Genomic DNA, 26,196 nt, shown 5'->3' with positions numbered 1-26,196 from the left:
CCTGTTTTGCATCGCGGCGGTGGCGTCAGTCCACTTTGGCGATATAGCGCGCCAGGCCCAGCAGCGCGCGCAGCGCGTCGCCCTTGGCGGTGACTTCGCCGCGCAAGCGCGCGTAGCGGCGCAGGATGGCGCGGCCCTCGATGAACAGATCCATGTCGGTGTCCGGCGAGGACACCAAGGCGATGCGTTCGATTTCTCCCTGCGGGCGCGGCTGGCCCTGAGCGATGCACAGATAGACCTTGTGCGCGTTGAACGGGGTGATGTGATCGAACAGATACAGCATGGAGTTGATGCGCAGGCCGGTTTCTTCCCGCACTTCACGGATCAGCGCCTGGGAGCGCAGTTCGCCGCGGGCGGCCTTGCCGCCAGGAAGATTGTACCGGCCGCCTCGGGCCGCCGTGACCAGCACGCCATCGGGCAGTTCGATGATGGCGGTTGCGCGCCTGGCCAGGTCGGCCGGCAGACGCTCGTTTCTTTTTTCTTCCAAAACACTCATTCTTCAAAAAAATTAGTTAGGGCCACCGCTATGGAGTGGCCCTGGATCTTATTTTTTCATTCTAAAGCACTAGACCGATCAGTCCAACACGCTGTGGTCAAGTTTTGCCCAGATATCTGTTTTGAATGGTGTTTGCGCGCGACTCATGCATAACGGCATGTGGTGTCACAGCAGCTTGACGAGCAGGCCGCCCACGCCGACCAGCAGGCAGTAGTAGCCAAACGGGCGCAAGGATTCGATTTCGCTTTTCTTGAAGTAGCGCATCAGGAACCAGGTGCTGGCGTAGGCGCAGGCGCCGGACAGCAGGCCGCAGGTCAGCAGCAAGCCGGTCGGCGCCTGGCTGTGCGCCAGCTTGGGCACTTCCAGCACGCCGGCCGCGGCGATGATGGGGGTGGCCAGCAGGAAGGAGAAGCGCGCGGAAGAGGCGTAGTCCAGGCCATGGGCGAGGCCGGCCACCAGGGTGGCGCCGGAGCGGGAGAAGCCGGGCAGCAAGGCCAGCGCCTGGCCGGCGCCTATCTTGATCGCGCCGGACAGGCTGAGCCGCTCCAGATCCAGGTGGGCTTGTTTCTTTTTCAGGCGGTCGCCCCACAGCAGGAGCAGGCCGTTCAGGCTGAGGAAGATCAGCACCGCGGTGGCGCTGGTGAACAGCGCGCGCAATTGCTTCTCCAGCAGCAGGCCGAGCAGGCCGGCCGGAATGGTGCCGGCGATCAACAGCCACAATAGCCGGGTGTCCGGGTTGGACGCCTTGCCGCCGGCCTTGAGGAAGCCGCTTATCAGTTGCAGCCAGTCGCGGCGGAAGTACAGCAGCAGCGCGGCGGCGGTGCCCAGATGCAGCACCACCATGAAGGGCAGGAAGTCCGGGCTGGTGCGGTTGATGGACCAGTGCAGCCAGTCCGGAATCAGCACGCCGTGGCCCAGGCTGCTGACGGGGAAAAGTTCGCTGATGCCTTGGATGATGGCGAACAGCAGGGCTTCGATGGCATTCATGGTGGGTCCTGTGGCGGTGGGAGGCGGCGTGAGCCGGCCTGCTTATCAACGTCGCCGCCGCCATCCGGTTGACCAGGCGCGCCCGGCGGCGGCTCAATGCCTTTGTTGCCGCTCCAGTGCTTCTTCTTCCTGCTCCAACTGCTGGCGGATGGCGGCGAAGAAGCGGTAAATGCCGTGCACGGCGTCGGACAGCGCCGCCAGGCATTGCTCGCGCTGTTCCGGCGTCAAGGCCGGCACTTGCACTTCCGGGTCCGGATTGCGCTCAAAGGCCAGGGTCAGGATGGGTTCCAGCAGCGGCGCCTGTTCCGGATCGTCGAACAGCAGGCCCCAGTCCTCGTTCAGCAACTGCATGCCCTCGGCGAAGCCCTCGGCCCAATCGTTGCCGCGGATCTCGCCGGCGGCATCCGCGTCCAGCCACGGTTGAAAGCCGCTGTCCTCGCGCAGCGTGGCGGCGATGTCCAGCCAGTGGCCGCCCAGTAGCCGGACAAACTGTTCCAGCGCTTTGTCGCTGGTGAAGGCTGCATCGTCGTCGAAGGCGTCGCCGATGATGGCGGGCAGGCATTCGGTCGGCTTGATCTGCTCGGGGCCGCAGAGCAGGGCGGCGAAAAAGCCGTCCAGGCGCTCCAGGTTCATGCCTTGCTGCGGCAGGAAACGATTCAGCGTGGCGGCCAGGCGTTGGTAGTCGGCGTCGGAAAGCGGAGTATGGCTCATGGCGGGCGGAGGCTAGGGTAAAAGCCCATTATCCGCGATCTGGCCGCCGCGCGCATGGGCGTCCGCATAATCGCGGTGCGGAGGGCTTGACGGCTCTGTTACAATTGTCCTTTTTTGACCCAACCTCATAATAGGTTTCCATCATGTTGACCGTGTATAACACCCTGACCCGCCAGAAAGAAGAGTTCAAACCCATAGAGCCCGGCAAGGTGTGTATGTACGTGTGCGGCATGACGGTGTACGACCTCTGTCATATCGGCCATGCGCGCATGCTGACGGCCTTCGACGTGATCTACCGCTGGCTGGACGCGTCCGGTTACGACGTCACCTATGTGCGCAACATCACCGATATCGAGGACAAGATCATCAAGCGCGCCGCCGAGCGCGGCATCCTGCCGCAGCAGCTGGTGGAAGAGACCATCGCCGACATGCATCAGGACGCCGCCGCGCTGGGCCTGCTGCCGCCCACTTTCGAGCCGCGCGCCACTCAGCACGTGCCGGGCATGGTGGCCTTGATCGAGAAGCTGATCGCCAACGGCAAGGCCTATGCCGCCGACAACGGCGATGTGTATTACGCGGTGCGCGAATTCGAAGGCTACGGCAAATTGTCCGGCCGCACCCTGGACAAGCTGCGCGCCGGCGAGCGGGTGGAAGTGGACCCGCACAAGCGTGATCCGCTGGACTTCGTGCTGTGGAAGGCGGCCAAGCCGGGCGAGCCGTCCTGGGACAGCCCGTGGGGACAGGGGCGTCCGGGCTGGCATATCGAATGCTCGGTGATGAGCTGTCATCATCTGGGCGAGCATTTCGACATCCACGGCGGCGGCGAGGATCTGCAGTTCCCGCACCATGAGAACGAAATCGCCCAGTCCGAGGGCGCCCATGGCCACCAGTACGTCAATTACTGGCTGCACAATGGCTTCATCAATGTCGACGGCGAGAAAATGTCCAAATCGCTGGGCAATTTCTTCACCATCCGCGACGTGCTGGGCCATTTCGACGGCGAGGTGATCCGTTTCTTCATCGTGCGCAGCCATTACCGCAGCCCGGTGAACTATACCGACAGCATCCTCGCCGACGCCAAGCACGGCCTGACCCGGCTCTACACCGCCTTGCGCGGCCTGGAGCTGCCGGCCTCCGCCGGCATAGACTGGCAAGACCCGTTCGCCGCGCGTTTCCAGGCGGCGATGAACGACGATTTCAACTCCTCGGAAGCGGTGGCGGTGCTGTATGAACTGGCCGGTGAAGTCAACAAGAGCCGCGACCCGCTGCAGGCGCGCCTGCTGAAGGATCTGGGCGGCGTGCTGGGCCTGCTGCAGCGCGACCCGGAGGACTTCCTCAAGGGCGGCGTCAGCGCCGGCGAATTGTCGGCCGAGGAGGTCGAAGCGCTGATCCAGGCGCGCAAGGACGCGCGCGCCGCCAAGAACTGGGCCGAGTCCGACCGTATCCGCGACGAGTTGACCGCCAAGGGCATCGTGCTGGAAGACGGCGCCCAGGGCACCATCTGGCGCCGCGCCTGATCCGTGGCCGCCGCCATTGACAGTGGATTTGGCACTTGTCAAGCGGCGGCAAAGCGCGGATAATCGATAGTTTCGCAAGCAGTACAGGCAAATCCCCTGTACCCGATTTGAAAGGAAGACACATGAAAACCGATATTCACCCGACTTACAAAGACCTGACCGTTACCTGCTCCTGCGGTAGCCAGTTCGTGACCAAGTCCACCATGTCCAAGGACGCGTTCGGCATTGAAGTTTGCTCCAACTGCCACCCGTTCTACACCGGCAAGCAAAAGATCGTCGATACCGCCGGTCGCGTTGACAAGTTCAACCAGAAGTTCGGCGGCTTCTTCAAGCGCTAAGCGCCGAGGATACGTTGGACACCCAGAAAAAGGCAGCTCAGGCTGCCTTTTTTCTATGATTCCGGCGCGCCGGCGGCGGCAGGGCCTGGCAGCTCCCGGCCGGCGGCGCGCGCATCCCTATCTGCAAGGTTGAGGCCATGGCGATCCACATCGTTTACCTGTCCCACGGCGGCAAGAAATACTACGACCAGACCCGCTTTTCCGTGTTGAGCCTGTTGCACCTGTTGCTGAAGCAACAGCGGCAGGACGTGAAGATCATGGTGTACACCGACGCGCCGGACAGCGTGCCCGCGCATCCGCTGGTCCGCACCGAAACCCTGAGCCGGGCGCAGTTGCAGGCTTATCGCGGCCAGTTCGACTATGTGCACCGCATCAAGCTGGAAGTGATGCTGAAAGCGGCGCGCGAACTGGGCACCGCGGTGCTGTACGTGGACTGCGACACCCGCTGGCTGCGCGTGCCGGACGACTTGTTCGCCCGGCTGGAAGCAGGCAACGCCAGCTGCATGCACGTCAACGAGGGCGTGTTCGGCCCCGGCTTCTTCCCGGACTATTTGGCCGCGGTGGACAAGCACGGCGCCGAGCTGCGCAAGATGGGGGTGGCCGATACCCAGGGCCTGGCGATGTGGAACGCCGGCGTGGTCGGCGCCTCCGCCGGCATGGTGGCTTTCTTCGAAACCGCCTTGCGCGTCAACGATTTCCTGCTGCCGCGCGTGGAAGCGCGCAACTGGACCGAGCAACTGGCGTGGTCGCTGGTGGCCTGCGACGGCCGCCAGCCGCTGGCGCTGGGGGATGCGCTGCATCACTACTGGAACTACAGTTACGAGGCGCCGCTCTACCTGGCTGAGGTGTTCGCCGGCATGGCGCCGGACTGGGATGTGGCGCGCCAGGCCGAGTTCTGCGGCGAATTCGCCTGGGACGAGGCGCGGCTGAAGACGATACAGGCCGATCCCGAGCACAAGCGCCAGCGCCGCCGCAACAAGCTGCGCAATTCCATCGCCAAGCGCAAGGTGGATTGGCGCATCCTGCTGGCCCGCCTGTGCGGCACGCTGCCGTCCGCCGACTGAGGGGAAGCTCGAACGCCAACGGCGCCCGGCCGCGATCGGGCCGCGCTCCAGGCCGGTTCGAGCTCTCCTGAAACCGTTTGAACGAGACTCATGCTTACTTATTCGGAACAATCGCAAACCCTGGCCAAGCCGACGGAAAAGCCGTGGATCTTGCTGCTGCTGTGCTTCGTATGGTTGTGGCCGGGCATCATGGGCCACGACCCGTGGAAGCCGGACGAGCCCTTCGTGCTGTCCGCGGTGCAAGGCATGCTGGACACCGGCAACTGGCTGCTGCCGACGGTGCAGGGCGCGCCTTACCTGGATAATCCGCCGCTGTATTACTGGGTGGCGGCCTTCATGGTCAAGCTGTTTTCCCCCTGGCTGCTGGCGGCGCACGACGCCGCGCGGCTGGCCACGCCGCTATTCATGTCGCTGGCCCTGCTGCTGGCCGGCATGGCCGGCCGCGACCTGATCGGCCGCCGCCACGGCCGCAGCGTGGTGATGGTGCTGATAGGCTGCGTCGGCCTGGTGGAAACCGGCCACCAACTGACTTCGGTGGTGGCCAGCTTCGCTGGCTTCGCCGCCGCCTTTTACGCCTTGTCGCTGACGCTGCGCTCGCCCGGCCTGGCCGGCGCCTTGCTCGGCACCGCCAGCGCGGTGATCTTCCTCAGCGCCAGTCTGATGGAGCTGATGCTGGTGTGGATGGTGGTGCTGTTGCTGCCGGCCTTTTCCGCCTGGCGCTGCAAGCAATACGCGATTACCGTGCTGCTGGCGCTGCTGATCGCCGCGCCCACCTCCCTGGTGTGGCCGCTGGCGCTGGCCAAGAGCCATCCGGAGGCGTTCAGCCTGTGGTGGAACGACTACTCGCTGGGCCAGCTCAACGGCTTTGGCCGGGTGCAGCTATTCCACGACTTCGGCTATTACAGCATCAACGCCTTGTGGTTCGCGTTTCCGGCCTGGCCGCTGGCCGGCTGGACGCTGTACCGCAACTGGGGGCGGCTGGACCAGGCGCGGCTGCAACTGCCGCTGATGTTCTTCGCCGTGGTGCTGATCCTGCTGACCCTGTCCAGCCGGCCCAATATGACTTACGCGATGCCGCTGCTGCTGCCGCTGTCCCTGCTGGCGGCGGTGGAGTTGGACAATCTCAAGCGCGGCGCGGCGGCCTTCCTCAATTGGTTCGGCCTGATGACCTTCGGCTTCTTCGCGCTGCTGGTCTGGGCCGGCTGGGCGGCGATGAACTTCGGCTGGCCGCAGGGCCTGGCCGGGCGCGCCCAGTACTTCAGCCCTTATTACCAGGTGCAGGTGTCCAGCCTGGCCGCGGTGTGCGCGGTGATCGCCACCCTGGTGTGGCTGTGGGCGCTGACGCGCAAGCATTTGCGCGGCCGCCAGGCCATCAGCAACTGGGCGGCGGGCCTGACCCTGCTGTGGGGCCTGGGCATGACCTTGTGGCTGCCGTGGTTCGACGCCGCCAAGAGCTATCGGCCGGTGGTGGAACGGATGATGAAGGCGCTGCCGGCCAATGCCGCCTGCGTGGCGACGGAAAGCCATAACCAGCTGGCGCTGATCAGCTGGCGCTATTACGCCGGCCTGGACCTGGTGTCCTATCCGGCCGGCAATGCGCCGCCATGCGATTATCAGCTGGTGGTGCGCGCCGAGCGCGAGGGCCTGGCCGAACCGGGCTGGGAAGTGCTGTGGTACGGCTCGCGCCCGCGCGAGGACAATATGAAGTTCGCGCTATTGCGGCGCGTCCATCCGCGCTGAGCGCGGAGGGAATGGACAAAACCCCCGAATCGGAACCGATTCGGGGGTTTTTCTTGGGCCGCGCGCCGGTTCAGCTTTGCAGTTCGTCCAGATTCTCGAACAGTTTCAGCGCTTCCGGATTGGCCAGCGCGGTGAGATTGCTGACCGGTTGGCCGTGGATCACGTTCTTCACCGCCAGCTCGACGATCTTGCCGCTGATGGTCTTGGGGATGTCGGCGACGGCGATGATCTTGGCCGGCACGTGGCGTGGGCTGGCGCCGGTCTTGATCTGCGCCTTGATCCGCTGCTGCAGGTCCTCGTCCAGCCGCGCGCCGGCGCGCAGGCGCACGAACAGCACCACGCGCTCGTCGTCCAGCCATTGCTGGCCGACGGCGATGCTTTCCAGCACCTCGTCGAACACCTCCACCTGGCGATAGATCTCCGCGGTGCCGATGCGCACGCCGCCGGGGTTGAGCACCGCGTCGGAACGGCCATAGATGATCATGCCGTCGTGGGCGGTGAGCTCGGCGTAGTCGCCGTGGCACCAGATATTGTCGAAACGGCCGAAATAGGCCTGGCGGTATTTGCCGCCGTCGGCGTCGTTCCAGAAGCCCACCGGCATCGACGGGAACGGCCGGGTGCACACCAGCTCGCCTTTTTCGCCGCGCACCGGCCGGCCGTATTCGTTGTAGATGTCCACCGCCATGCCCAGGCCGCGGCATTGCAGCTCGCCGCGGTAGACCGGCAGGCTGGCGCAGCCCAGCGCGAAGCAGGACACGATGTCGGTGCCGCCGGACACCGAGGCCAGATTGATGTCGGCCTTGATATTGGCGTAAACCCAGTCAAAGCTTTCCGCCACCAGCGGCGAGCCGGTGGAGAACACCGCGCGCAGCGAATCCAGCTTCCATTCCCGCATCGGCACGATGCCGCTCTTGCGCAGGCCGTCTATGTATTTGGCCGAGGTGCCGAAGTGAGTGAAGCGCTGCTGTTCGGCGTAGTTCCATAGCGTGCGGCCTTCGCCGACGAAGGGCGAGCCGTCGAACAGCATCAGCGCCGCGCCGGACGCCAGGCCGGAAACCAGCCAGTTCCACATCATCCAGCCGCAGGTGGTGAAGTAGAACAGGCGGTCGCCATGGTGCACATCGCCGTGCAGCTGCTGTTCCTTCAAATGCTGCAGCAGAGTGCCGCCGGCGCCGTGGACGATGCACTTGGGCTTGCCGGTGGTGCCGCTGGAATACAGGATGAACAGCGGGTGCCGGAAGGGCAGCCGTTCGAAGCTCAGCGCTTGCGCTTGATACGCGGCGGTGAAGTCCGCCAGGGTGATGGCCTTGGGCACGTTTTCCGCGAACACGCCGGTTTCGCCCAGATACGGCACCACGATGATTTGCCGCACCGAGGGCAGCGCCTCCGCCAGCGCCGCCATCTTGGCGCGGATGTCCACCGCCTTGCCGGCGTACCAATAGCCGTCCGGGCAGAACAGCAGCTTGGGCTCGGTCTGGCCGAAGCGCTCCACCGCGCCGTCCACGCCGAAGTCCGGCGAACAACTGGTCCACACCGCGCCCAGGCTGTTGGCGGCCAGCATGGCGGCGATGGTTTCCGGCATATTGGGCATGAAGCCGGCCACGCGGTCGCCGGACTGGATGCCGGCACCGCGCATCGCCTGCTGCAGCAAGGACACCTGGGTGCGCAGCTCGCGCCAGCTCCAGCGCCGCTGCAGCTTGTCCTCGCCCCAGAACAGCAGCGCGTCGCCGTCGTCGTCGCGGCGCAGCAGGTTTTCGGCATAGCTCAGCCGCGCTTCCGGGAAGAAGCGGGCGGCCAGCATATTGTCGCCGTCGCTCAGCGCGGTGGCGCCCTTGTCGCCGATCACGCCGCAGTAATCCCAGACCAAGGACCAGAAGCGCGCCGGATCGGCCACGCTGGCGCGCCACAGCTCGGCGTAGCCGTTCAGCTTGCGGTCGTAGGACAGTTCGGCCAACTTGGTGAAGGCGGTCAGATGAGCGCCGGCCAGGCGGCCGGCGGAGGGGGTCCAGATGGGCGTGTCGGGGGTCATGCTTTCTCCTGATATTTTCTCCGCGCGCCAGCCCATGGACGGGCGGCGGCTTGTTATCGTTCCAGCCCGGCGGCGCGTTTTCCGCCGATGGCGTGCGCCAGCTTGGAGGCCGGCGGCTTGCCCAGCGCGTCGGCGATGAACCAGGCGGTGTCCACCAGCGCGGCCAGGTCGATCCCGGTGTCGTGGCCTTCGCCGTGCAGCAGATAGACCACGTCCTCGGTGGCGACGTTGCCGGAAGCTCCCTGAGCATAAGGGCAGCCGCCCAGGCCGGCAACCGAAGAATCGAATGTCATCATTCCTGCGCGCAAACACGCATGAATATTGCTGATCGCCATGCCATAAGTGTCGTGAAAGTGGCCGGCCAACTGCGCCATTGGCACAGTCTTGCTCACCGCGTCCAGCATCGCCAGCACGCTGGACGGCGTGCCCACGCCTATGGTGTCGCCCAGCGAAATCTCGTAGCAGCCCATGTCCAGCAGCCGCGCCGCCACTTCCGCCACCTTGGCCGGCGCGATGCGGCCCTCGTAGGGACAGCCCACCACGCAGGACACATAGCCGCGCACCGGCACGCCGGCCGCCTGCGCGCGCGCCATCACCGGCGCGAAGCGCTGCAGGCTTTCGGCGATGCTGGCGTTGATATTGCGTTGGCTGAAGCTTTCGCTGGCGGCGCCGAACACGGCGATTTCGCGCGCGCCGGCCGCCAGCGCCGCGTCCAGTCCCTGCTCATTGGGCACCAGCACCGGGTAGGATGCCGGCCCGCTTTGGTCCAGGCCGGCCAGCACCTCGGCGCTGCCGGCCATCTGCGGCACCCACTTGGGCGAGACGAAGGCGCCCGCTTCTATGGTGTTCAGGCCGCTGGCGGCCAGGCGGCGGATTAGCTCCAGCTTGACGGCGGTGCTCACCGGCTGTTTTTCGTTCTGCAGCCCGTCGCGCGGGCCCACTTCCACAATCTTCACTTGCGGCACTTCGGCTCTCCGTTAGCGGCGGCGCGGCTGCACCGGGATGTAGATGTCCATCTGGCGTTGCGGCAACTCCGGCGCGCAGCGACCGTCGTAGCGCTCGAAAGAGCCCAGCGGCGCTTGCTCCCATTGCTTGGAGGCCGGCAGCCAGTCCTGCATGATGTAGCGCCAGGCCGCCTGGATCGCCTGGCCGAACTCGGCGTCGCTGCCGGCCGGCTGGGTGGTGAACACCGCGTACTTGGCCGGCGGCGTGCTGCGCCGCGCGCAGCCGGGCGGCAGCGGCAAGGGCTGGGCGCACTCCATCCCTATCATATAGCCGAAGCGGCCGCTGTCCGGGTCGAAGTCGTGGATCAGCCCGTATTCGGCGGCGTCGGCGCGGCCCAGCGCCGCCAGCAGCGGCTGGCGCAGCGTGGCCGCGTATTCGCCCCAGAATTCTGGAATCTGGCGCAGATTGTCGCCGTTCTCCATCCGGGTGGCGATGCTGTAGCCGGCCAGATTCAGGCCGGGATGATTGATGATGATGGGGTCCATGGGGTTCACTCCGCTTCGAAGTCGACCAACTCGTCGCCGTCGTTGACCTGCTCGCCGCTGCCGAAATAGAAAGCCTTGACCACGCCGTCCGCCGGCGCGGGGATGGTGTGCTCCATCTTCATCGCCTCCAGGATCAGCAGCGGCTCGCCCTTGTTGAGCTTGACGCCGGTGGCGGCCAGCAGCGCGACGATGCGGCCCGGCATCGGCGCTTTCAGATGGGTTTCGCCGTGCACGTCCTCGGCGGCCACCGCCAGCGGGTCCAGCCACTGCGCTTCCAGCCGGCGGCCGGCGGCGAACAGCACCCGTTGCGGGCCGCAGCGGGCGACGACGGCTTCCCGTTGTTGATCGCCCAGCCGCGCGCGCAGCGTCGCGCCGTCCAGGCGGCCGCTGGCGGAGAACTGCCTGCCGGTGGCGGTGATTTCGCAGCCGTCGCCCAGATGGCGCAGTGTCACCGGGTAGTCTTGGCCGGCGATGTGGAACACGAGCTTGCGGCTGAGCGCGCCGTTGAGCCGCCAGCCGGCGGCCACCGGGAAGCCGCCGGGCGCGGCCAGCGCCTCGGCCAGCGCCAGCAGCGCCAATTGCTCCGCGTCCGGCGCGGCGGGCGGTGGCAGCAATGCATCGTGATGGCGGGCGATCAGGCCGGTGTCCACCTGGCCGCCGGCGAAGCTGGCGTGCTGAACGATGCGGCGCAGGAAGGGGATGTTGGTGGTGACGCCGGCCACCTGGTAATCGGCCAGCGCCGCGTCCAGTCTTTGCAGCGCTTGGCGGCGGTCCTCGCCCCAGACAATCAGCTTGGCGATCATCGGGTCGTAGAAGGGCGAGATGCTGTCGCCGGCGACGACGCCGGTATCGATGCGCACGACGGCGGATTCCACCGGCGCGCGCAGGTGGTAGAGGGTGCCGGTGGCGGGCAGGAAGCCCTTGTCCGGGTCTTCGGCGTAGATGCGCGCCTCGATGGCGTGGCCGTTGATGCGCAGCTGCTCTTGGCTCAAGGGCAGCGGCTGGCCGCTGGCGACGGCCAACTGCCAGGCCACCAGGTCCTGGCCGGTGATCATCTCGGTGACCGGGTGCTCCACCTGCAGCCGGGTGTTCATTTCCATGAAGAAGAAGCGGCCGGGGCTGCCGTCGGCCAGCACTTCCATGATGAATTCCACGGTGCCGGCGCCGACGTAGCCCACCGCGCGGGCGGCGGCGCAGGCGGCCGCGCCCATCGCTTCGCGGGTGGCCGGCGGCAAGTCCGGCGCCGGCGCTTCCTCCAGCACTTTCTGGTGGCGGCGCTGCACCGAGCAATCGCGCTCGAACAGATACACGCATTGGCCGTGGCGGTCGGCGAACACCTGGATTTCCACATGGCGCGAGCGCGGCAGGTATTTCTCCACCAGCACCTTGTCGTCGCCGAAGCTGGCGCGCGCCTCGCGCTGGCAGGAGGCCAGCGCCGCTTCGAAGTCGGCGGAAGCTTCCACGATGCGCATGCCCTTGCCGCCGCCGCCGGCGCTGGCCTTGATCAGCACCGGGTAGCCGATGGCGTCCGCCTGGCCGCGCAGGAAGTCCGGCTCCTGGCGCTCGCCGTGATAGCCGGGCACCAGCGGCACCCGGGCTTGCTCCATCAGCGCCTTGGCCGCGGATTTGCTGCCCATCGCGGCGATGGCGGAGGCGGGCGGGCCGATGAAGGCGATGCCGGCGGCCTCGCAGGCGGCGGCGAAGTCCTCGTTTTCGGACAAAAAGCCGTAGCCGGGATGGATGGCTTGCGCGCCGCTGCGGTGGGCGATGTCCAGGATCAAGTCCCCGCGCAGATAGGATTCCGCCGCCGGAGCCGGGCCCAGCCGGTAGGCCTCGTCGGCCAGCTTGACGAAGCGGGCGTCGGCGTCGGCGTCGGAATGGACGGCGACGGTGGCGACGCCGAGCGCGCGCGCGGTCTTGATCACGCGGCAGGCAATTTCACCGCGGTTGGCGATGAGTATCTTATTGAACATGGCGGTCTCCCGCGCTGAAATCGCCACGGCGCATCCGCGCCTTCAGGCTATTTTGCTGCGCAGCTGCACAGCCTGAAGGCTGTTGGTCGCCGCGCTTGGCGATCAGTATTTTATTGAACATGGTGATCTTTCATGGTCGGACCCCTCTCCCCCAGCCCCTCTCCCGCGAGGGGAGAGGGGAGTGATCAAGCGTTGTTGCCGTTTCAACCGCCGAATCTTGTTTTGGTCAAAGTCACTTGTCGACGTCGCCACCCAAAGCCTCTTTACTCGCGAAGTGGGGAGAGGGGTGATCAAGCGTTGTTGCCGTTTCAACCGCCGAATCTTGTTTGGTCAAAGTCACTGGTCGACGTCGCCACTCAAAGCCCCTCTCCCCTTGTGGGAGAGGGGTTGGGGAGAGGGGGCGTCCAGGCCTGCTTCCAGCCAGCTCGGCGCGCGTTTTTCGAAGAAAGCGGCCAGGCCCTCGCGCGCCTCGGCGCCGGCGCGCACGCTGGCGATCTGGCCGGCGGTATCCTCCAGCAATTGATCATCCCAGGGCGAGCCCTCGCGCAGCATGGCCAGCAAGTCCTTGGCCGAGGACAGCGCCTGCGGCGCGCCCTGGGCCATCGCCTCGGCGATGTCGGCCACGCGCGCGTCCAGCGCCTCGGCCGGCACCAGCTCATGCACCAGGCCGATACGCAGCGCGGTGGCGGCGTCGATGCGCTCGGCGGACAGGAAATAACGCCGCGCCTGACGCCAGCCTATCGCGTCGGCCACATAGGGGCCGATGGTGGCCGGCACCAGGCCCAGCCTCACCTCGGTCAGGCCGAACTTGGCGGCCTCGGTGGCGATGGCCACGTCGCAGACCGCGGCCAGGCCGGTGCCGCCGGCCAGCGCCGCGCCGTGGATGCGGGCGATCACCGGCTTCTTGCTGCGGTAGATGCTCTTGAGCATGGCCGCCAGCCGCTGCGCGTCGGCCAGGTTCTGCTCCTCGCCGTAGCCGGCGGCGCGGCGCATCCAGTCCAGGTCCGCGCCGGCGGAAAAGCTCTTGCCGCGGCCGGCCAGCACGATGGCGCGGCAGTCCGCCTGCAACTGCAAATGGGTGAAGGCGGCGGTCAGCTCGGCGATCAGGGTTTCGTTCATCGCATTGTGAACGTCCGGCCGGTTCATCCAGATCGTCGCGGTCTTGCCGCTGTGTTCGATTTCAAGCGTGGAGTAACTCATCGGTATCGCCTTTCGCCGTCACATCCGGAACACGCCGAAGCGCGTGTTTTCAATCGGCGCGGACAAGGCCGCCTCCAGCGCCAGGCTCAGCACCTCGCGGGTTTGCGCCGGGTCTATCACCCCATCGTCCCACAAGCGCGCGCTGGCGTAATAGGGGTGGCCCTGACGTTCGTACTGCTCGCGCACCGGCGCTTTCAGCGCTTCTTCCTGCTCGGCGCCAAAGGCGTCGCCCAGCTGTTCCTTCTTCACCTGGGCCAGCACGCCGGCCGCCTGCTCGCCGCCCATCACCGAGATGCGGCTATTCGGCCACATCCACAGGAAGCGCGGCGAATAAGCGCGGCCGCACATGCCGTAATTGCCGGCGCCGAAGCTGCCGCCTATCAGCACGGTGAACTTGGGCACGCGGGCGCAGGCCACGGCGGTGACCAGCTTGGCTCCGTCCTTGGCGATGCCGCCGTTCTCGTACTTCTTGCCCACCATGAAGCCGGTGATGTTCTGCAGGAACAGCAGCGGAATGCCGCGCTGGCAGCACAGCTCGACGAAGTGCGCGCCCTTGAGCGCGGACTCGGAGAACAGGATGCCGTTGTTGGCGATGACGCCGACGCGGTAGCCGTTCAGCCGGGCGAAGCCGGTGACCAGGGTGGCGCCGTAGTTCTGCTTGAACTCGTCGAACTCGGAATCATCCACCAGCCGGGCGATGATCTCGCGCACGTCGAAGGGTTTTTTCGGGTCCGCCGGGATCACGCCGTAGATTTCCTCGGCCGCGTAGCGCGGCGGGCGCGGCTCGGCGCGGTCCAGCTCGCCCTGCTTGCGCCAGTTGAGGCCGGACACGATGCGGCGGGCGATGGACAGCGCGTGGGCGTCGTTTTGCGCCAGATGGTCGGCCACGCCGGACACGCGGGCGTGCACATCGCCGCCGCCCAGCTCCTCCGCCGTCACCACCTCGCCGGTGGCCGCTTTCACCAGCGGCGGGCCGCCCAGGAAGATGGTGCCTTGTTCCTTGACGATGACGGTTTCGTCCGACATTGCCGGCACATACGCGCCGCCGGCGGTGCAGCTGCCCATCACCACCGCGATCTGCGGAATGCCGGCGGCGGACAGATTGGCCTGGTTGTAGAAGATGCGGCCGAAGTGCTCGCGGTCCGGGAACACCTCGTCCTGCAAGGGCAGGAAGGCGCCGCCGGAATCGACTAGATACACACAAGGAAGACGGTTGTCGCGCGCAATCTCCTGAGCCCGCAGATGCTTCTTCACCGTCATCGGGTAATAAGTGCCGCCCTTGACCGTGGCGTCGTTGGCGATGATCAGGCAATCGACGCCGGCGACGCGGCCGATGCCGCTGATCAGGCCGGCGCCGGGCGCGTCGTCGTCGTACATGCCGAAGGCGGCCAGCTGGGACAGCTCCAGAAAGGGCGCGCCGGGGTCCAGCAGCAGATCAATGCGCTCGCGCGGCAGCAGCTTGCCGCGGGCGGCGTGCTTGGCGCGCGCCTTGTCGCCGCCGCCCAGCGCGGCCTTGGCCACCTTGTCGCGCAGGTCGGCCACCAGCGCGTGCATCTTGTCGGCGTTGGCCTGGAAGTCCGCCGCGCGCGGCGAGAGTTTGGATTCGAGGATGGGCATATCGTTTTACCTTGTCATTCGCCGTCGACGAAGCGTGCGGTCAGTGAGCATTGGGCTTGCCGGGTGGGGCTGAAGCGCAACGCGGCATCAGGCACTGTATCCGCCGCGATTACCGGGTTTCCGCCATCAGTTCGCGGCCTATCAGCCAGCGGCGGATTTCGCTGGTGCCGGCGCCGATCTCGTACAGCTTGGCGTCGCGCAGCAGGCGGCCAGTCGCGTATTCATTGATATAGCCGTTGCCGCCCAGGCACTGGATGGCGTCCAACGCCATCTGAGTGGCGCCCTCCGCCGCGTACAGGATGGCGCCGGCGGCGTCCTTGCGGGTCTGGCGGCCGGTTTCGCCGCGGTCCAGCGCCTGGCCCACCGCGTAGACATAGGCGCGGCTGGCGGACAGCTTGACGTACATATCCGCCAGCTTGCCCTGCATCAGCTGGAAATCGCCGATGGCCTGGCCAAACTGCTTGCGGTCGTTCAGGTAAGGCACCGTGATGTCCATGCAGGCCTGCATGATGCCCAGCGGGCCGGCGGCCAGCACCGCGCGCTCATAGTCCAGGCCGCTCATCAGCACCTTGACGCCGTTGCCTTCGCCGCTCAGCACATTGGCGTCCGGCACGAAACAGTTGTCGAAGAACATGGGGTAGGTGTTGGAGCCGCGCATGCCCAGCTTGTCCAGCTTGCTGCCGTGGCTGAAGCCGGCGAAGCCGCGCTCCACGATGAAGGCGGTGATGCCCTTGGCGCCGGCGCTGACGTCGGTCTTGGCGTAAACCACCATCACGTCCGCGTCGCCGCCGTTGGTGATCCACATCTTGCTGCCGTTGAGCAGGTAGCCGCCGTCGGCCTTGTCGGCCTTCAGCTTCATGCTGACCACGTCGGAGCCGGCGTTGGGCTCGGACATCGCCAGCGCGCCGATGTATTCGCCGGACACCAGCTTGGGCAGCAGCCGGTGCTTCTGTTCGTCGTTGCCGTTCTTGTGGATCTGGTTGACGCAGAGATTGGAGTGCGCGCCGTAGGACAGGCCCACCGAGGCGGAGGCGCGGCTGATTTCCTCCATCGCGATCATATGAGCCAGATAGCCCATCTGGGTGCCGCCGTACTGCTCGTCCACCGTCATGCCCAGCAGGCCCAGATCGCCGAACTTGCGCCACAGATCGGCCGGGAACAGATTGTCGCGGTCGATGTCGGCGGCGCGCGGGGCGATTTCGCTTTGGGCGAAGTCGCGCGCGGTTTCGCGCAACATATCGTAGGTGTCGCCAAAGGCGAAGCGCAGGCTGCTGTACATGGTTTCTCTCCTCTGATGGGCGCGCGTGATTCGCGTGATATGCTCTATCATTACTTACGTTTACGTAAACGTCAACATGGCAACGACGGAAACCGGCGCGAAACCGTTATCATGGCCGGGTTTGCATGCAGAGAACAGACATGACGATATGGGTGGACGCGGACGCCTGTCCCAAGGTGATCCGCGAAACATTGTGCCGGGCGGCACAGCGCACCGGCGTGGAGCTGGTGTTCGTCGCCAATCAGCTATTGACGGTGCCTAAGGCGCCGAATATCCGCGCCTTGCAAGTGCCGAAAGGCTTTGACGTGGCCGACAACGAGATTGTCCGTCGCATCACGGCGAACGATCTATTGATCACCGGCGACATCCCCTTGGCGTCCGAGGCCTTGGGCAAGGGCGCGCAGGCGCTGAACTGGCGCGGCGATGTGTATTCGCCGGACACCATCGCCGCGCAGCTGACGATGCGGGATTTCATGGACACGCTGCGCGCCAGCGGCGTGCAGACCGAAGGCCCGCCGCCCTTGAGCCAGGCGGACCGCCAGGCTTTCGCCCGGCAACTGGATATCTGGCTGGCCAAACGAAAATCCTGACAAAGCCCCCGCGTGCGGGGGCTTTAATACGATTGGCTCTTCCCTATGCTTCCCGTCCCATATCATCTTCGCCACTTTGCCAACTGGTTGGTGCTGACGTTACACGATTTATGCGATAACAATATCGGCACAGGCTATGAATAAAATATTGCTGGCCTGAATGAGTCGATGTAGCTGGGAAGCTATGCAATCGCTAGAGATGCTAAGGGGAGACTCACATGCGTGCTTTACCTCTGATTTGCTTTCTCACCATCACAGTATCAAGTTCTTACCCTGCTTTGGCGCAAGCCTATAAGTGCAAAACGGAGGGAGGTACGGTTTTATATTCTGATAGGCCTTGCAACGGAGAGAGCCATCCCATTACCTTGCATGATAGCCATTTAGGCTTACCACCGCCGATTGAGAAGAATACTGTTCGTTCCCCGAGTGCTAATGCAAACTCAAACGAAAGTGATTTAAATAAATTACATAAAAACATGTGTAATCAGGTTGTTGCCATGTATGAAGGTGCTGAGAAAAAAATAAAATCGGACAGTTTTAGCGAATACACTGATGGGGTAAAAACAAAGAAACGCCTGATGTCTGCATATATCCAATGTGCGGCTGAAGCACAGAGTGGTAACTAAGCTACCGAGCTTTGTCTTGTGTTATCACCAACTGACCGCTTCCTCATATCACTCCATGTTCACGATATGAGGAGCGGTCAGCTTACATGCCGATAGGCCCTAGCCTTTTTTCTTCCGCCGTGGCTTCCTCTGCAAGGTGTTCAATTCGTCCAGGCTGAGATGGAAGCGTTGCACCGCCTCCACATGCTTAGGCAGGTCAAGCTGTTGCACTCCCAAGTTCAGCAGTATCTCCAGATAGTTGAAGAAGCTTTTGCACATGCTGCGGCGGTGGCCGCGCTCGCTGAAATCCATGTCGTTAGTGATGCGGAACAGCAGTCCGCGCCCGGAATGCTGGCGGTTGAGCTTCAGCAACTGCGCCAGATGGGCGGCGTACTGGCGACCCAAGGCGCAGGCTTCGAACTCATCCTTGGCCTCGGCCGGCTGCCAGTAATGCGGATAGGTGCGGCCTTCGATACGGCGTATGAAGGGCAGGCTGAGGTCTTTGGCGTGGGGACCGGCAAACCGGTAGCGCGAGCGCGGGCCTAGCGGTGGGAGTGGGGATACGGAGTCCAGACGGATGTCTTGGGTTTCAGCAGAGGACGGAGAGAGTTCGATGCCTAGCACCGGATGGACAGGCTTTACCATTTGCAACCTCCTGAGCAGAAGGGCCTAGCCGCAAGGCGGCAAGGCGGGCACATGACAAGGTTAGTCTCACCGGCTTTCAGTCCAGCGCGCCCAAGGGCGCCCTTGCCACGGCCCGCCCAGATTTAGGCAAAGCAATAGCAATCGGACACGAAAAAGCCGCAAAACGCGGCGTGTCCGCTGAAAGTAAAACGGGAGACTAATCCCGGCGCTGTTTGTGTAGCAGCGCGGTGGCCATTGTTGGCGAGTGGGTGAAGGGCGTCAAGTCTTCGAGGTCTACAAGAGGCTTTCAGTGGTTTTCAACACGGACTGTGTGGTAGGGCTGGATGCGAAGCACACTACGTATCCGATGTGCCCCGGTCCCTTCAAGCCTGCCGTCGGGTGGCAGGCCCGAGGTTTTAAGCGGCTGCTTGTTCGAGCACCGCGACGTTAGCGCGGTGCGAGTTCAGCCGCGCCTCGGGCCTGACGGGACCCGGCGGGAAGCCGCAGGCCAGGCTTGCAGGGCGGCCTTTGGGGTGAAGGGGAATTTGGCCGAGCAAATTCCCCTTCCTGCCCGCCGGGCAGCCCCGGCAATCAAAATCATCATCCGCGCAGCGGATTCAATCAAACAACAACGCCCCCAAAACGGGGGCGTTGCGGCGAGCGGCGCGGGAATCAGGCCTTGCCCAGGTGCGGCTCGGCTTCGAACTCCGCTTCCTTGCTGCTGCCCGGCTGACGTATGGTCAGCGAGAACAGCAGCGCGACGATCAACAGCGCCAGGATCAGATGGAAGGTGGCCAGGAAGCCGCCGAACAGCGAAGCGACGATGGAGCCGACGATGCTGCCGATGCCGAAGCCCAGATAGATCACGCCGTAGTTCTTGGTCAGATTGTTGAGGCCGAAGAAATCGCTGACCAGCGAGGGGTAGACGGTGATGGTGCCGCCGAAGCTGAAGGCGACGCAGGCGATGGCCAGGAAGAACAGGGTGGCGTTCAGGGGCACAAACAGCAGGGTCAGCATGCCGGCCAGCGCGGCAATCTGGGCGATGGTGATCACCCGGATGCGCGGCATCTTGTCGGAGAGAATGCCCAGCACCAGGCGGCCGGACAGATTGGCCACCGCGATCACCGCTACGGCGTTGGCGGCGGTCAGCGCCGGCAGGTGCACATAGCTTTCGCCGATGTCCTTGGCCACGCCGATCACGTACAGGCCGCTCATGCACACGGTCAGGAACATCAGCGCCAGCATCCAGTACTGCGGTTGGCGCATCGCCTCGGCCAGGGTGTAGTCATGGCTGGCGTTCTGCTGCGCGGCGGCTTGCTGCTGCGGCGCGTCGCGCATCAGCAGGCTGCCGGCCACCACCATGGCCATGGCGATCAGGCCCCACAGCTCAAAGGTGGTTTCCAGGCTGAAGCGGGCTAGCAGCGCCAGATTGATGTATTTGAAGCCCAGGCTGCCCAGGCCGTAAGCGCCGATGGCGCAGGCGGATACCAGGCCCTTACGCTCCGGAAACCATTTGACGCAGTTGGACAGCGTCAGCAGGTAGCCGGCGCCGTCGGCCAGGCCCACCAGCACGCCGGCGCACAGATAGAGCATGACCAGATTATTGGCTTGGGCGGTGAGGAAGAAGCCCAGGCCCAGCATCAGGCCGGCGCCCAGGGTGACGCGCTGCACGCCGAAGCGTTCTTGCAGTTTGCCGGCCAGCGAGGAGGCCACCGCCAGCGCCAGGCTGAGCAGGCCGAAGGCGAAAGCCACCTGGCTGACCGGCTCGGACAGCTTGGCGGAGAGTTGGGCGTTGAACAGGCTCCAGGTGTAGACGGAGCCCAAAGCGAATTGGGTGAGGACGGTGCCGGCCAGGGTACGGTAGCGGATGGAGTTTGAGGCGTTCATGGCGCTGCTCGCTTAAAGTCATTACTGTTGGTGTGACTATAAGCCTGTGCTTATGTAGGGGGCGCGGCGGCGGCATGAGATGCAGGCGGCGCGGAATGAAGTGCAGACGGCGGCGAACCAGTTGCAGGCCCTGAAAATGGCGCGCGTGGGCGCTTGGCATTTACGCTACGATGCTGGCTTGCCAATGGAATTGGCGGGGAGAGTGGTTGGGTGGACTTTCAGTTTGAGTTTGATGGCAATGGCGTAGACGAGGGGCTGCCTTTGCTCTATTTGTGGGAAATCGGCGGTCTGCGTTATATCGGGAAAGCGAGTAGGGGAAGCCGACGACCATTGAAGCATTACTCGAGAAATGTACGTCGCTTATTGGCCGGCCTGCCATACCGGCGAAGTAAGCCGGAGGGCTTTAGAAACGTGCATCGAGCATTGCATGCCGCAGTATTGCAGTCGCTGCCGATCAAGCTGGTGTTGTTGAAGAATGTTGAATTGGCGCGGATCAATGAAGAAGAGCAGGTGGCAATTCGACAGTACGGCTGTGAATTGAATCAGTAGTCGCCGCCGGCAGCCCTATTGGGCTGCTTTGGCTGTCTTGTTTTTCAAAGATGCATTAACTGCCGGAAGGCCTTGATATTGCTGCGGCTGACCGGAATCTCGGCTTTCAGGTCGTACAGCTTGATGATGTAGGTGCTGTTGAGCCAGGGCGCGATCTCGCGGATTTTGTGGATGTTGACGCAGTAGGAGCGGTGGCAGCGGAAGAAGCTGTCGGCCGGCAGGCGGGCGACGAATTCGCTGATGCTCATCGACATCACGTAGCGGTCGTGCGCGGTGTAGACCAGGGTGACTTTCTCGTCGGCCTCGGCGTAGTAGATCTGCTCGCAGGGGGTGACGATGATGCTGTCGCCCTTGACCAGGTTGACGGTGCGGCTGGCGGCCGGGGCTTCGGCCGGCGCGGCGGCGGCCGGCGGCGTCTGCGCTTCCAGCTTGGCCAGCAGATTGATGATGCGGGCCTCGTTGTAAGGCTTCAGGATGTAGTCGAAAGCCTCCACCTCAAACGCTTCCACCGCAAACTCCTTGTAGGCGGTGACGAAGACGATGCGCGGCGGCCGCGACGATTTGTGCAGGTTCTTGGCCAGCAGCAGGCCGTCAATGGATGGGATGTTGATGTCCAGGAACACCACGTCCACTTCGTGTTCCTGCAGGAATTTGAACGCTTCCAGCCCGTCTTCCACGCTGGCGACGATGTCGATGCGGCTGTGCTCGCGGATCAAATAGGCCAGCTCTTCGCGCGCCAGGTATTCGTCTTCCACGATCAGGGCTTTCAGCATGTCGGCTCCTCGGCGGCGGGCAGGTCGAAACAAACGGCGGTGCCGGGCTCCAGCCGGGTCAGCCGCAAGCCCTCGCCGTACAGCAGTTTGAGCCGCTGGTTGACGTTGCTCAGGCCGATGCTGCGGCTGGACAGCGTGCCGGCGGCCACGCCGTCCAGCACTTCCTGGCTGACGCCGTAGCCGGTGTCGCGCACGCAGACATGGACCTTGCCGCCGTCGCGCTTGACCGCGATGCTGACCCGTCCCGGCTCCTTGCGCGGCTGGATGCCGTGCAGGATGGCGTTTTCCACCAGCGGCTGCAACAGCAGGCTGGGGATGCGCACGTGCACGTCGTCGATGTCGAAGTCCACCGTCAGCTTGGCGCCGAAGCGCGCTTGTTCTATCGCCACGTAGTCACGTACTTGCTGCAGTTCTTCCTGGATGTCGATCAGCCGGTCGCCCAGCGACAGGTTGTAGCGCAGGTAGTCCGCCAGGTTGGCGATCAGCTGGCGCGCCTGCTGCGGCTGGATGCGGATCAGCGAGGAGATGGCGTTCAGGGCGTTGAACAGGAAGTGCGGGTTGATCTTGCTTTGCAGCGCGCTGAATTCCGCCTTGCGCGCCATTTCTTCCAGCTGTTTGACCCGCGACACTTCCATCTGGGTGGAGATCAGCTGGGACAGACCCACCGCCACTTCGCGCAGCGGCGTGCTGATGCCGTGGCTCTTGCGGTAGAAGATTTTCAGGGTGCCGCTGACGCCGGCCTTTTCGCGCAGCGGGATGATGATGACGGAGTGGAAGTCCGCCAGGTGGTATTGCTGCAGATTGTTCTCGATGATGATCTGGTCGCCGGCGATGGCCTGGCGGGTGATGGCGCCGATGGCGGAGTGCTCGTCCATCTCGTAGTAGTCCTTGCCCAGGCCGACATAGGCCAGCACGTCCGAGGTGTTGGTGATGGCCACCGCGTCGGCGTCCAGCTGGTCGCGGATCACGGTGCAGACCTGGACCATGGCGTCGCGGTCCAGGTTCTGGAAATAGGGCAGGGTGCGGTTGGCGATGGTCAGCGCCAGCTTGGCCTGACGCGCGGCCAGCAGTTCTTTTTCGTCGTTCAGGTCTTGCACCAGCTTGATGATCAGGCCGACGCAGACGGTGCCGACAATCATCGGGAAGGCGATGTGGCGGACGATGGGCACGCCCACCGCCGGCTCGGTCAAGAGCAGGATCAGGCCCATGGTCAGCCCTTCGCACAGCATGCCGGCCAGGATGCCGTACAGCCACAGCCGCCCCCGGTCGGCGCGGCAGTGTATCCAGGTGGCCAGCAGGCCGGCGCAGACGCTGGAGATCAGGCAGGGCAGCGAGGTGTAGCCGTTGATGTCTATCAGGTAGCGGTGCAGGCCGGAGACGATGCCGGCTGGTATCCCCACCCAGGGGCCGAACAGGATGCCGCCGGACAGGATGGCGATGATGCGCACATTGACCAGGGAGCCGTCCACCGGAATGCCGGTATAGGTGCTGAACACGGCGAACAGGCAGAACAGCAGCGACACCGCCGCCAGTTCGGCCGGGCTGTGGTCCTGTTTGCGCAGCAGGTGTTGAAACGGGCGGGTGCGGGTGAGGAAGAACAGCGCCATCAACATCAGCGCCGCCCGTTCGAACACCGCCAGCAGCATGGCTTGGTTTTCTATCATGGCGTCGGGAGTGGGGCGGCCGCGCCCGCTGGGGCCGGCCTCAAGCCCTGATTTTAAGCCATGCGGCGCGCTTTGGCCGCAGGCGGGCGCAGATTAGGCGGGCGTCATGACGCTGGAGGCTCCAAGGCCGCCAGCAACTCCGCCAGCTTGCGGTCCAGCGCGTCCTGGCTGCGCTGGTTGAGGCCGGACAGGATGGCGTGCTCGTTGGCCACGTGGGCGGTGACGGCACGGTCTATCAGTTCCAGCCCGCGCTCGGTCAAGCGCACCAGGGTGCTGCGCGCGTCCTCGGCGCAGGCGGCGCGTTCGATCCAGCCCTTGCTTTCCAGCACTTTCAGCCGGTGGGTCATGGTGCCGGAGCTGATCATCAGCGAGGAGAACAGCGCGGTGGGCGCCAGGCTGTGCGGCGCGCCGGCGCGCCTGAGCGTGGCCAGCACGTCGAACTCCCAGCCGCTGAGCCCGAATTGCTCGAAAGTGGCATCCAGCCTGTGCTGCAGCAGTACGGAGCAGCGGCGCAGCCGGCCGATCAAGCCCATCGGCGCCACGTCCAGGTCCGGCCGTTCCCGGTGCCATTGCGCCAGGATGGCGTCCACGGCGTCGCCGGCATTCTGTTGCGTCATGCGCATTCCTTTATCTTGAATTCAAGATTTTATTTGTCTTGAATTCAAGGCAATGTTATCTTGAATTCAAGTCAGTTTTCGATGCGATTATAAGCGATTGCGAAAGGAATGCCCATGTCTGCGCGCCTGATGGCCTCCCGTTGGAGCGATGTGTTGTTGACCGCGCTGGCTCCGGCGATCTGGGGCTCCACCTATATCGTCACCACCCAGCTGCTGCCGCCGGACCGGCCGTTCACCGCCGCCTTGCTGCGGGTATTGCCGGCCGGCTTGTTGTTGATCCTGGCCAGCCGCCACTTGCCGCGGCGCGGCGAGTGGGGCCGTCTGCTGGTCTTGTCCGCCTTGAACATTGGTGTGTTCCAGGCGCTGTTGTTCGTGGCCGCCTACCGTTTGCCGGGCGGCCTGGCCGCGGTGCTGGGCGCCACCCAGCCGCTGCTGGTGATGGGCCTGGCCTGGGGGCTGGACGGCCGCCGCCCGGCGCGGACGGCGGCCTGGGCCGGCATCGCCGGGGTGGCGGGCATGGCGGCCTTGCTGTTGTCGCCGGGCGCGGTCTGGGACGGCGTCGGCATGTTGGCGGCGCTGGGCGGCGCGGTGGCTATGGCCAGTGGCACTTATCTGACCCGGCGCTGGCGGCCGAGCGCGCCGCTCGCCGCCTTGACCGGCTGGCAACTGGCCCTGGGCGGGCTGATGCTGGCGCCGCTGGCCTGGGCGCTGGACCCGGCCTTGCCGGCGCTGGGCGCGACGCAGTGGCTGGGTTACGGCTATCTCTGCCTGTTCGGCGCCTTGCTGGCCTATTTATTGTGGTTTCGCGGGCTGGCGCGGCTGTCGCCGGTGGCGGTGTCCTCGCTGGGCCTGCTCAGTCCGCTGACGGCGGTGCTGTTGGGCTGGCTGCTGCTGGGGCAGGTCTTGGGGCCGCTGCAGCTGGCGGGCCTGGCCACGGTGCTGGCCAGCGTGCTGGCGGTGCAGCGCAGCATGGCCGCGCCGCCGCCGGCGGAGAAGCAGATCATGGCCGGCGCGGCGCGCGCGCGGTCTTGAGCGGTAATGGAATCAATCAGCAGCAATCAAATAAGGAGTCTGTTCATGAAGAGCGCTTTGCAAACCCTGCTGGAGCAGCGTGTGTCGGCCAATCACTTCGATCCCTCCCATGTGTTGGCGGACGCGGAGATCGAGCAATTGCTGAACGCCGCCACCCGCGCGCCGTCGGCCTATCATTTGCAGAACTGGAAGTTCGTGGCGGTGCGCAGTGCCGAGGCCAAGCGCCGTTTGCAGGCGGCCAGCTACGGCCAGCAAAAAGTGGCGGATGCGGCGGTGACCTTCATTTGCTGCGGCACCTTGAACGCGCATCGCGGGCTGGAGGCGTCGCTGCGGCCGGCGGTGGAGGCCGGCATTCTGCCGCCGGAGGTCGGCGACAGCTGGCAGCGCGCGGCGGAGAGCGCCCACCGGGACGACGCGCGCGCGCAGCGCGACGAGGCGATCCGTTCCGCCTCATTGGCGACGATGATCTTGCTGCTGGCGGCGGAGGCGCGCGGCCTGGCCAGTTGCGCGATGGGCGGTTTCGACGCGGCCGCGGTGGCGCGGGAGTTTGGCCTGGGCGCGGACGAGTTGCCGGTGATGCTGGTGACGGTGGGGCGGGCGGCGGCCGGCAATTGGCCGCAGAAGCCGCGTCGGCCGGTGGCCGAGGTGATGGTGTGGGCTTGATGGCCTGCTTGATCGTGAACTGGTTTTGAGAGCCAGCTCAATATCCGCCGCATTCGCGCAGGCGGGACTTTGAGCCGGTTCGCCGCGATCGGAACGTGTTTACGATCTCGCGAGTTAAGGCGAGACGAGGCGCTGTGGCTGAGAAAGCGGAATGTCCGCGTGGTACATGAGCATTTTGAAGGCGTACTCACCGTGTAAGGCTCCACGACGCGCAGCAGATCGTAAACAGGTTCTCAGGCGCTGCGCGCGGCCGGCGGCTGCGCCAGCACCGCGCGGCAGTGGTTTTCCAGGCGGGTGATTTCTTCCAGTACGGCGTCGATGTCGCGGCGCTGTTCTTCCAGCAGGCGGCGGCGTTCCAGCACCAGATCCAGCAGTTTTTGCGACTGGCTGGCCTCGTCGTGGGCCTGTTCGTACAGGTCCAGGATTTCGCGGATGTCGGACAGCGACAGGCCGATGCGCTTGCCGCGCAGGATCAGCTTGAGCCGGGCGCGGTCGCGGCGGTTGAACACCCGCTGGCGGCCGTCGCGCTGCGGTTCTATCAGGCCCTGTTCCTCGTAGAAGCGGATGGTGCGCAGGGTGACGTCGAAATCGCGCGCCAGGTCGGAGATGCTGAAGAATTCGGGTTCGGTCATGGTGTGTTCCAGGGCAAGCGGCGATTGTAGCTTTTTTTTAACGCGTTCTCAGCCCTAGCATGATTTACGTTTACGTAATCGTCAACTTGTGGGATGAATGAAAAAAACAACAGCAATGC

26 protein-coding genes are annotated in these 26,196 nt (G+C 64.8%); 9 read left to right on the top strand and 17 right to left on the bottom strand.

Annotated elements, in window-relative coordinates:
* Positions 1–25: 25 nt before the first annotated feature.
* The 3 genes from VI26_RS14495 to VI26_RS14485 form a co-directional block, all read right to left on the bottom strand.
* Entirely contained in the window at positions 26–496 is a 471-nt protein-coding gene (locus tag VI26_RS14495; RefSeq protein ID WP_048410464.1) for an NUDIX hydrolase, read from the bottom strand.
* A gap of 165 nt (positions 497–661) precedes the next feature.
* On the bottom strand, positions 662–1,483 hold the full coding sequence (locus VI26_RS14490) for an undecaprenyl-diphosphate phosphatase (RefSeq protein ID WP_048410463.1): 822 nt from the start codon (positions 1,481–1,483) through the stop codon (positions 662–664).
* Positions 1,484–1,576: 93 nt separating this feature from the next.
* Entirely contained in the window at positions 1,577–2,194 is a 618-nt protein-coding gene (locus VI26_RS14485; RefSeq protein ID WP_048410462.1) for a UPF0149 family protein, read from the bottom strand.
* Between the two features lie 143 nt (positions 2,195–2,337).
* On the opposite strand from VI26_RS14485, the gene cysS reads away from it, so the two are divergent.
* The 4 genes from cysS to VI26_RS14465 all read left to right on the top strand — a co-directional run bounded on the left by cysS (position 2,338) and on the right by VI26_RS14465 (position 6,853).
* A complete protein-coding gene (gene cysS, locus VI26_RS14480; RefSeq protein WP_048410461.1) occupies positions 2,338–3,711 on the top strand; it encodes a cysteine--tRNA ligase in 1,374 nt (457 codons plus the stop codon).
* A gap of 122 nt (positions 3,712–3,833) precedes the next feature.
* Complete coding sequence (rpmE, locus tag VI26_RS14475) at positions 3,834–4,049, top strand: 50S ribosomal protein L31 (protein WP_043593861.1); 216 nt, start codon at positions 3,834–3,836, stop codon at positions 4,047–4,049.
* Between the two features lie 137 nt (positions 4,050–4,186).
* Positions 4,187–5,113: a hypothetical protein gene (locus VI26_RS14470; RefSeq protein WP_048410460.1), complete on the top strand. Its 927-nt coding sequence runs from the start codon at positions 4,187–4,189 to the stop codon at positions 5,111–5,113.
* A 90-nt stretch (positions 5,114–5,203) separates the two neighbouring features.
* Entirely contained in the window at positions 5,204–6,853 is a 1,650-nt protein-coding gene (locus VI26_RS14465) for a glycosyltransferase family 39 protein (RefSeq protein ID WP_048410459.1), read from the top strand.
* A gap of 70 nt (positions 6,854–6,923) precedes the next feature.
* Here VI26_RS14465 and VI26_RS14460 read toward each other — a convergent pair whose 3' ends face one another.
* The 8 genes from VI26_RS14460 to VI26_RS14430 form a co-directional block, all read right to left on the bottom strand.
* Entirely contained in the window at positions 6,924–8,882 is a 1,959-nt protein-coding gene (locus tag VI26_RS14460; RefSeq protein ID WP_048410458.1) for an acetoacetate--CoA ligase, read from the bottom strand.
* 53 nt (positions 8,883–8,935) lie between these two features.
* Positions 8,936–9,847, bottom strand: coding sequence for a hydroxymethylglutaryl-CoA lyase (locus VI26_RS14455; protein WP_048410457.1), 912 nt, complete (start codon positions 9,845–9,847; stop codon positions 8,936–8,938).
* Positions 9,848–9,859: 12 nt separating this feature from the next.
* Positions 9,860–10,372, bottom strand: coding sequence for a GyrI-like domain-containing protein (locus VI26_RS14450; protein ID WP_048410456.1), 513 nt, complete (start codon positions 10,370–10,372; stop codon positions 9,860–9,862).
* A gap of 5 nt (positions 10,373–10,377) precedes the next feature.
* Positions 10,378–12,345, bottom strand: coding sequence for an acetyl/propionyl/methylcrotonyl-CoA carboxylase subunit alpha (locus tag VI26_RS14445; RefSeq protein WP_048410455.1), 1,968 nt, complete (start codon positions 12,343–12,345; stop codon positions 10,378–10,380).
* On the bottom strand, positions 12,335–12,466 hold the full coding sequence (locus VI26_RS25160) for a hypothetical protein (RefSeq protein WP_255360814.1): 132 nt from the start codon (positions 12,464–12,466) through the stop codon (positions 12,335–12,337). The genes VI26_RS14445 and VI26_RS25160 overlap by 11 nt, the downstream gene beginning before the upstream one ends.
* Before the next feature lie 215 nt (positions 12,467–12,681).
* Positions 12,682–13,545: an enoyl-CoA hydratase/isomerase family protein gene (locus VI26_RS14440; protein WP_082151079.1), complete on the bottom strand. Its 864-nt coding sequence runs from the start codon at positions 13,543–13,545 to the stop codon at positions 12,682–12,684.
* Positions 13,546–13,563: 18 nt separating this feature from the next.
* Positions 13,564–15,162, bottom strand: a complete 1,599-nt coding sequence (locus VI26_RS14435) for a carboxyl transferase domain-containing protein (RefSeq protein ID WP_048410454.1) — start codon at positions 15,160–15,162, stop codon at positions 13,564–13,566.
* Positions 15,163–15,271: 109 nt separating this feature from the next.
* Positions 15,272–16,441 carry an isovaleryl-CoA dehydrogenase gene (locus VI26_RS14430; protein ID WP_048410453.1) on the bottom strand — a complete coding sequence of 390 codons (1,170 nt, stop codon included), beginning with the start codon at positions 16,439–16,441 and terminating at the stop codon, positions 15,272–15,274.
* Positions 16,442–16,581: 140 nt separating this feature from the next.
* Between VI26_RS14430 and VI26_RS14425 the strand changes: the two genes are divergently transcribed.
* Positions 16,582–17,031 (top strand): YaiI/YqxD family protein, encoded by a 450-nt coding sequence (locus VI26_RS14425; protein WP_048410452.1) that lies wholly within the window; start codon positions 16,582–16,584, stop codon positions 17,029–17,031.
* Between the two features lie 218 nt (positions 17,032–17,249).
* Positions 17,250–17,657: a DUF4124 domain-containing protein gene (locus VI26_RS24605; protein WP_156183893.1), complete on the top strand. Its 408-nt coding sequence runs from the start codon at positions 17,250–17,252 to the stop codon at positions 17,655–17,657.
* Positions 17,658–17,756: 99 nt separating this feature from the next.
* Here the strand turns inward: VI26_RS24605 and VI26_RS14420 are convergent, their stop codons facing one another.
* Together VI26_RS14420 and VI26_RS14415 are read right to left on the bottom strand one after the other, a co-directional pair.
* Positions 17,757–18,281, bottom strand: coding sequence for a hypothetical protein (locus VI26_RS14420; protein ID WP_048410451.1), 525 nt, complete (start codon positions 18,279–18,281; stop codon positions 17,757–17,759).
* 651 nt (positions 18,282–18,932) lie between these two features.
* Positions 18,933–20,147: an MFS transporter gene (locus VI26_RS14415; protein WP_048410450.1), complete on the bottom strand. Its 1,215-nt coding sequence runs from the start codon at positions 20,145–20,147 to the stop codon at positions 18,933–18,935.
* A gap of 210 nt (positions 20,148–20,357) precedes the next feature.
* Between VI26_RS14415 and VI26_RS23920 the strand changes: the two genes are divergently transcribed.
* Entirely contained in the window at positions 20,358–20,696 is a 339-nt protein-coding gene (locus VI26_RS23920; protein ID WP_156183892.1) for a hypothetical protein, read from the top strand.
* A gap of 44 nt (positions 20,697–20,740) precedes the next feature.
* On the opposite strand, the gene VI26_RS14410 is transcribed toward VI26_RS23920, so the two are convergent.
* From VI26_RS14410 to VI26_RS14400, 3 genes are all read right to left on the bottom strand, one after another.
* On the bottom strand, positions 20,741–21,469 hold the full coding sequence (locus VI26_RS14410; protein ID WP_048410449.1) for a LytTR family DNA-binding domain-containing protein: 729 nt from the start codon (positions 21,467–21,469) through the stop codon (positions 20,741–20,743).
* On the bottom strand, positions 21,463–23,133 hold the full coding sequence (locus VI26_RS14405) for a sensor histidine kinase (protein WP_048410448.1): 1,671 nt from the start codon (positions 23,131–23,133) through the stop codon (positions 21,463–21,465). The genes VI26_RS14410 and VI26_RS14405 overlap by 7 nt, the downstream gene beginning before the upstream one ends.
* Positions 23,134–23,237: 104 nt before the next feature.
* On the bottom strand, positions 23,238–23,750 hold the full coding sequence (locus VI26_RS14400; RefSeq protein WP_048410447.1) for a MarR family winged helix-turn-helix transcriptional regulator: 513 nt from the start codon (positions 23,748–23,750) through the stop codon (positions 23,238–23,240).
* A 129-nt stretch (positions 23,751–23,879) separates the two neighbouring features.
* Between VI26_RS14400 and VI26_RS14395 the strand changes: the two genes are divergently transcribed.
* Positions 23,880–24,782, top strand: a complete 903-nt coding sequence (locus VI26_RS14395) for an EamA family transporter (protein ID WP_197081484.1) — start codon at positions 23,880–23,882, stop codon at positions 24,780–24,782.
* Positions 24,783–24,827: 45 nt separating this feature from the next.
* Positions 24,828–25,445 (top strand): nitroreductase family protein, encoded by a 618-nt coding sequence (locus VI26_RS14390; RefSeq protein ID WP_048410445.1) that lies wholly within the window; start codon positions 24,828–24,830, stop codon positions 25,443–25,445.
* Between the two features lie 233 nt (positions 25,446–25,678).
* Here the strand turns inward: VI26_RS14390 and VI26_RS14385 are convergent, their stop codons facing one another.
* The gene (locus VI26_RS14385) at positions 25,679–26,077 is read right to left on the bottom strand and encodes a MerR family DNA-binding transcriptional regulator (RefSeq protein WP_048410444.1); all 399 of its coding nucleotides are present in this window, start codon (positions 26,075–26,077) and stop codon (positions 25,679–25,681) included.
* Positions 26,078–26,196 lie beyond the last annotated feature (119 nt).

The sequence above is a fragment of the Chromobacterium sp. LK1 genome (genome assembly GCF_001043555.1).
Lineage (GTDB): Bacteria > Pseudomonadota > Gammaproteobacteria > Burkholderiales > Chromobacteriaceae > Chromobacterium > Chromobacterium aquaticum.
The sequence above is the reverse complement of the archived record's forward strand: the minus strand, read 5'-3'. Positions and strand labels throughout refer to the sequence as shown.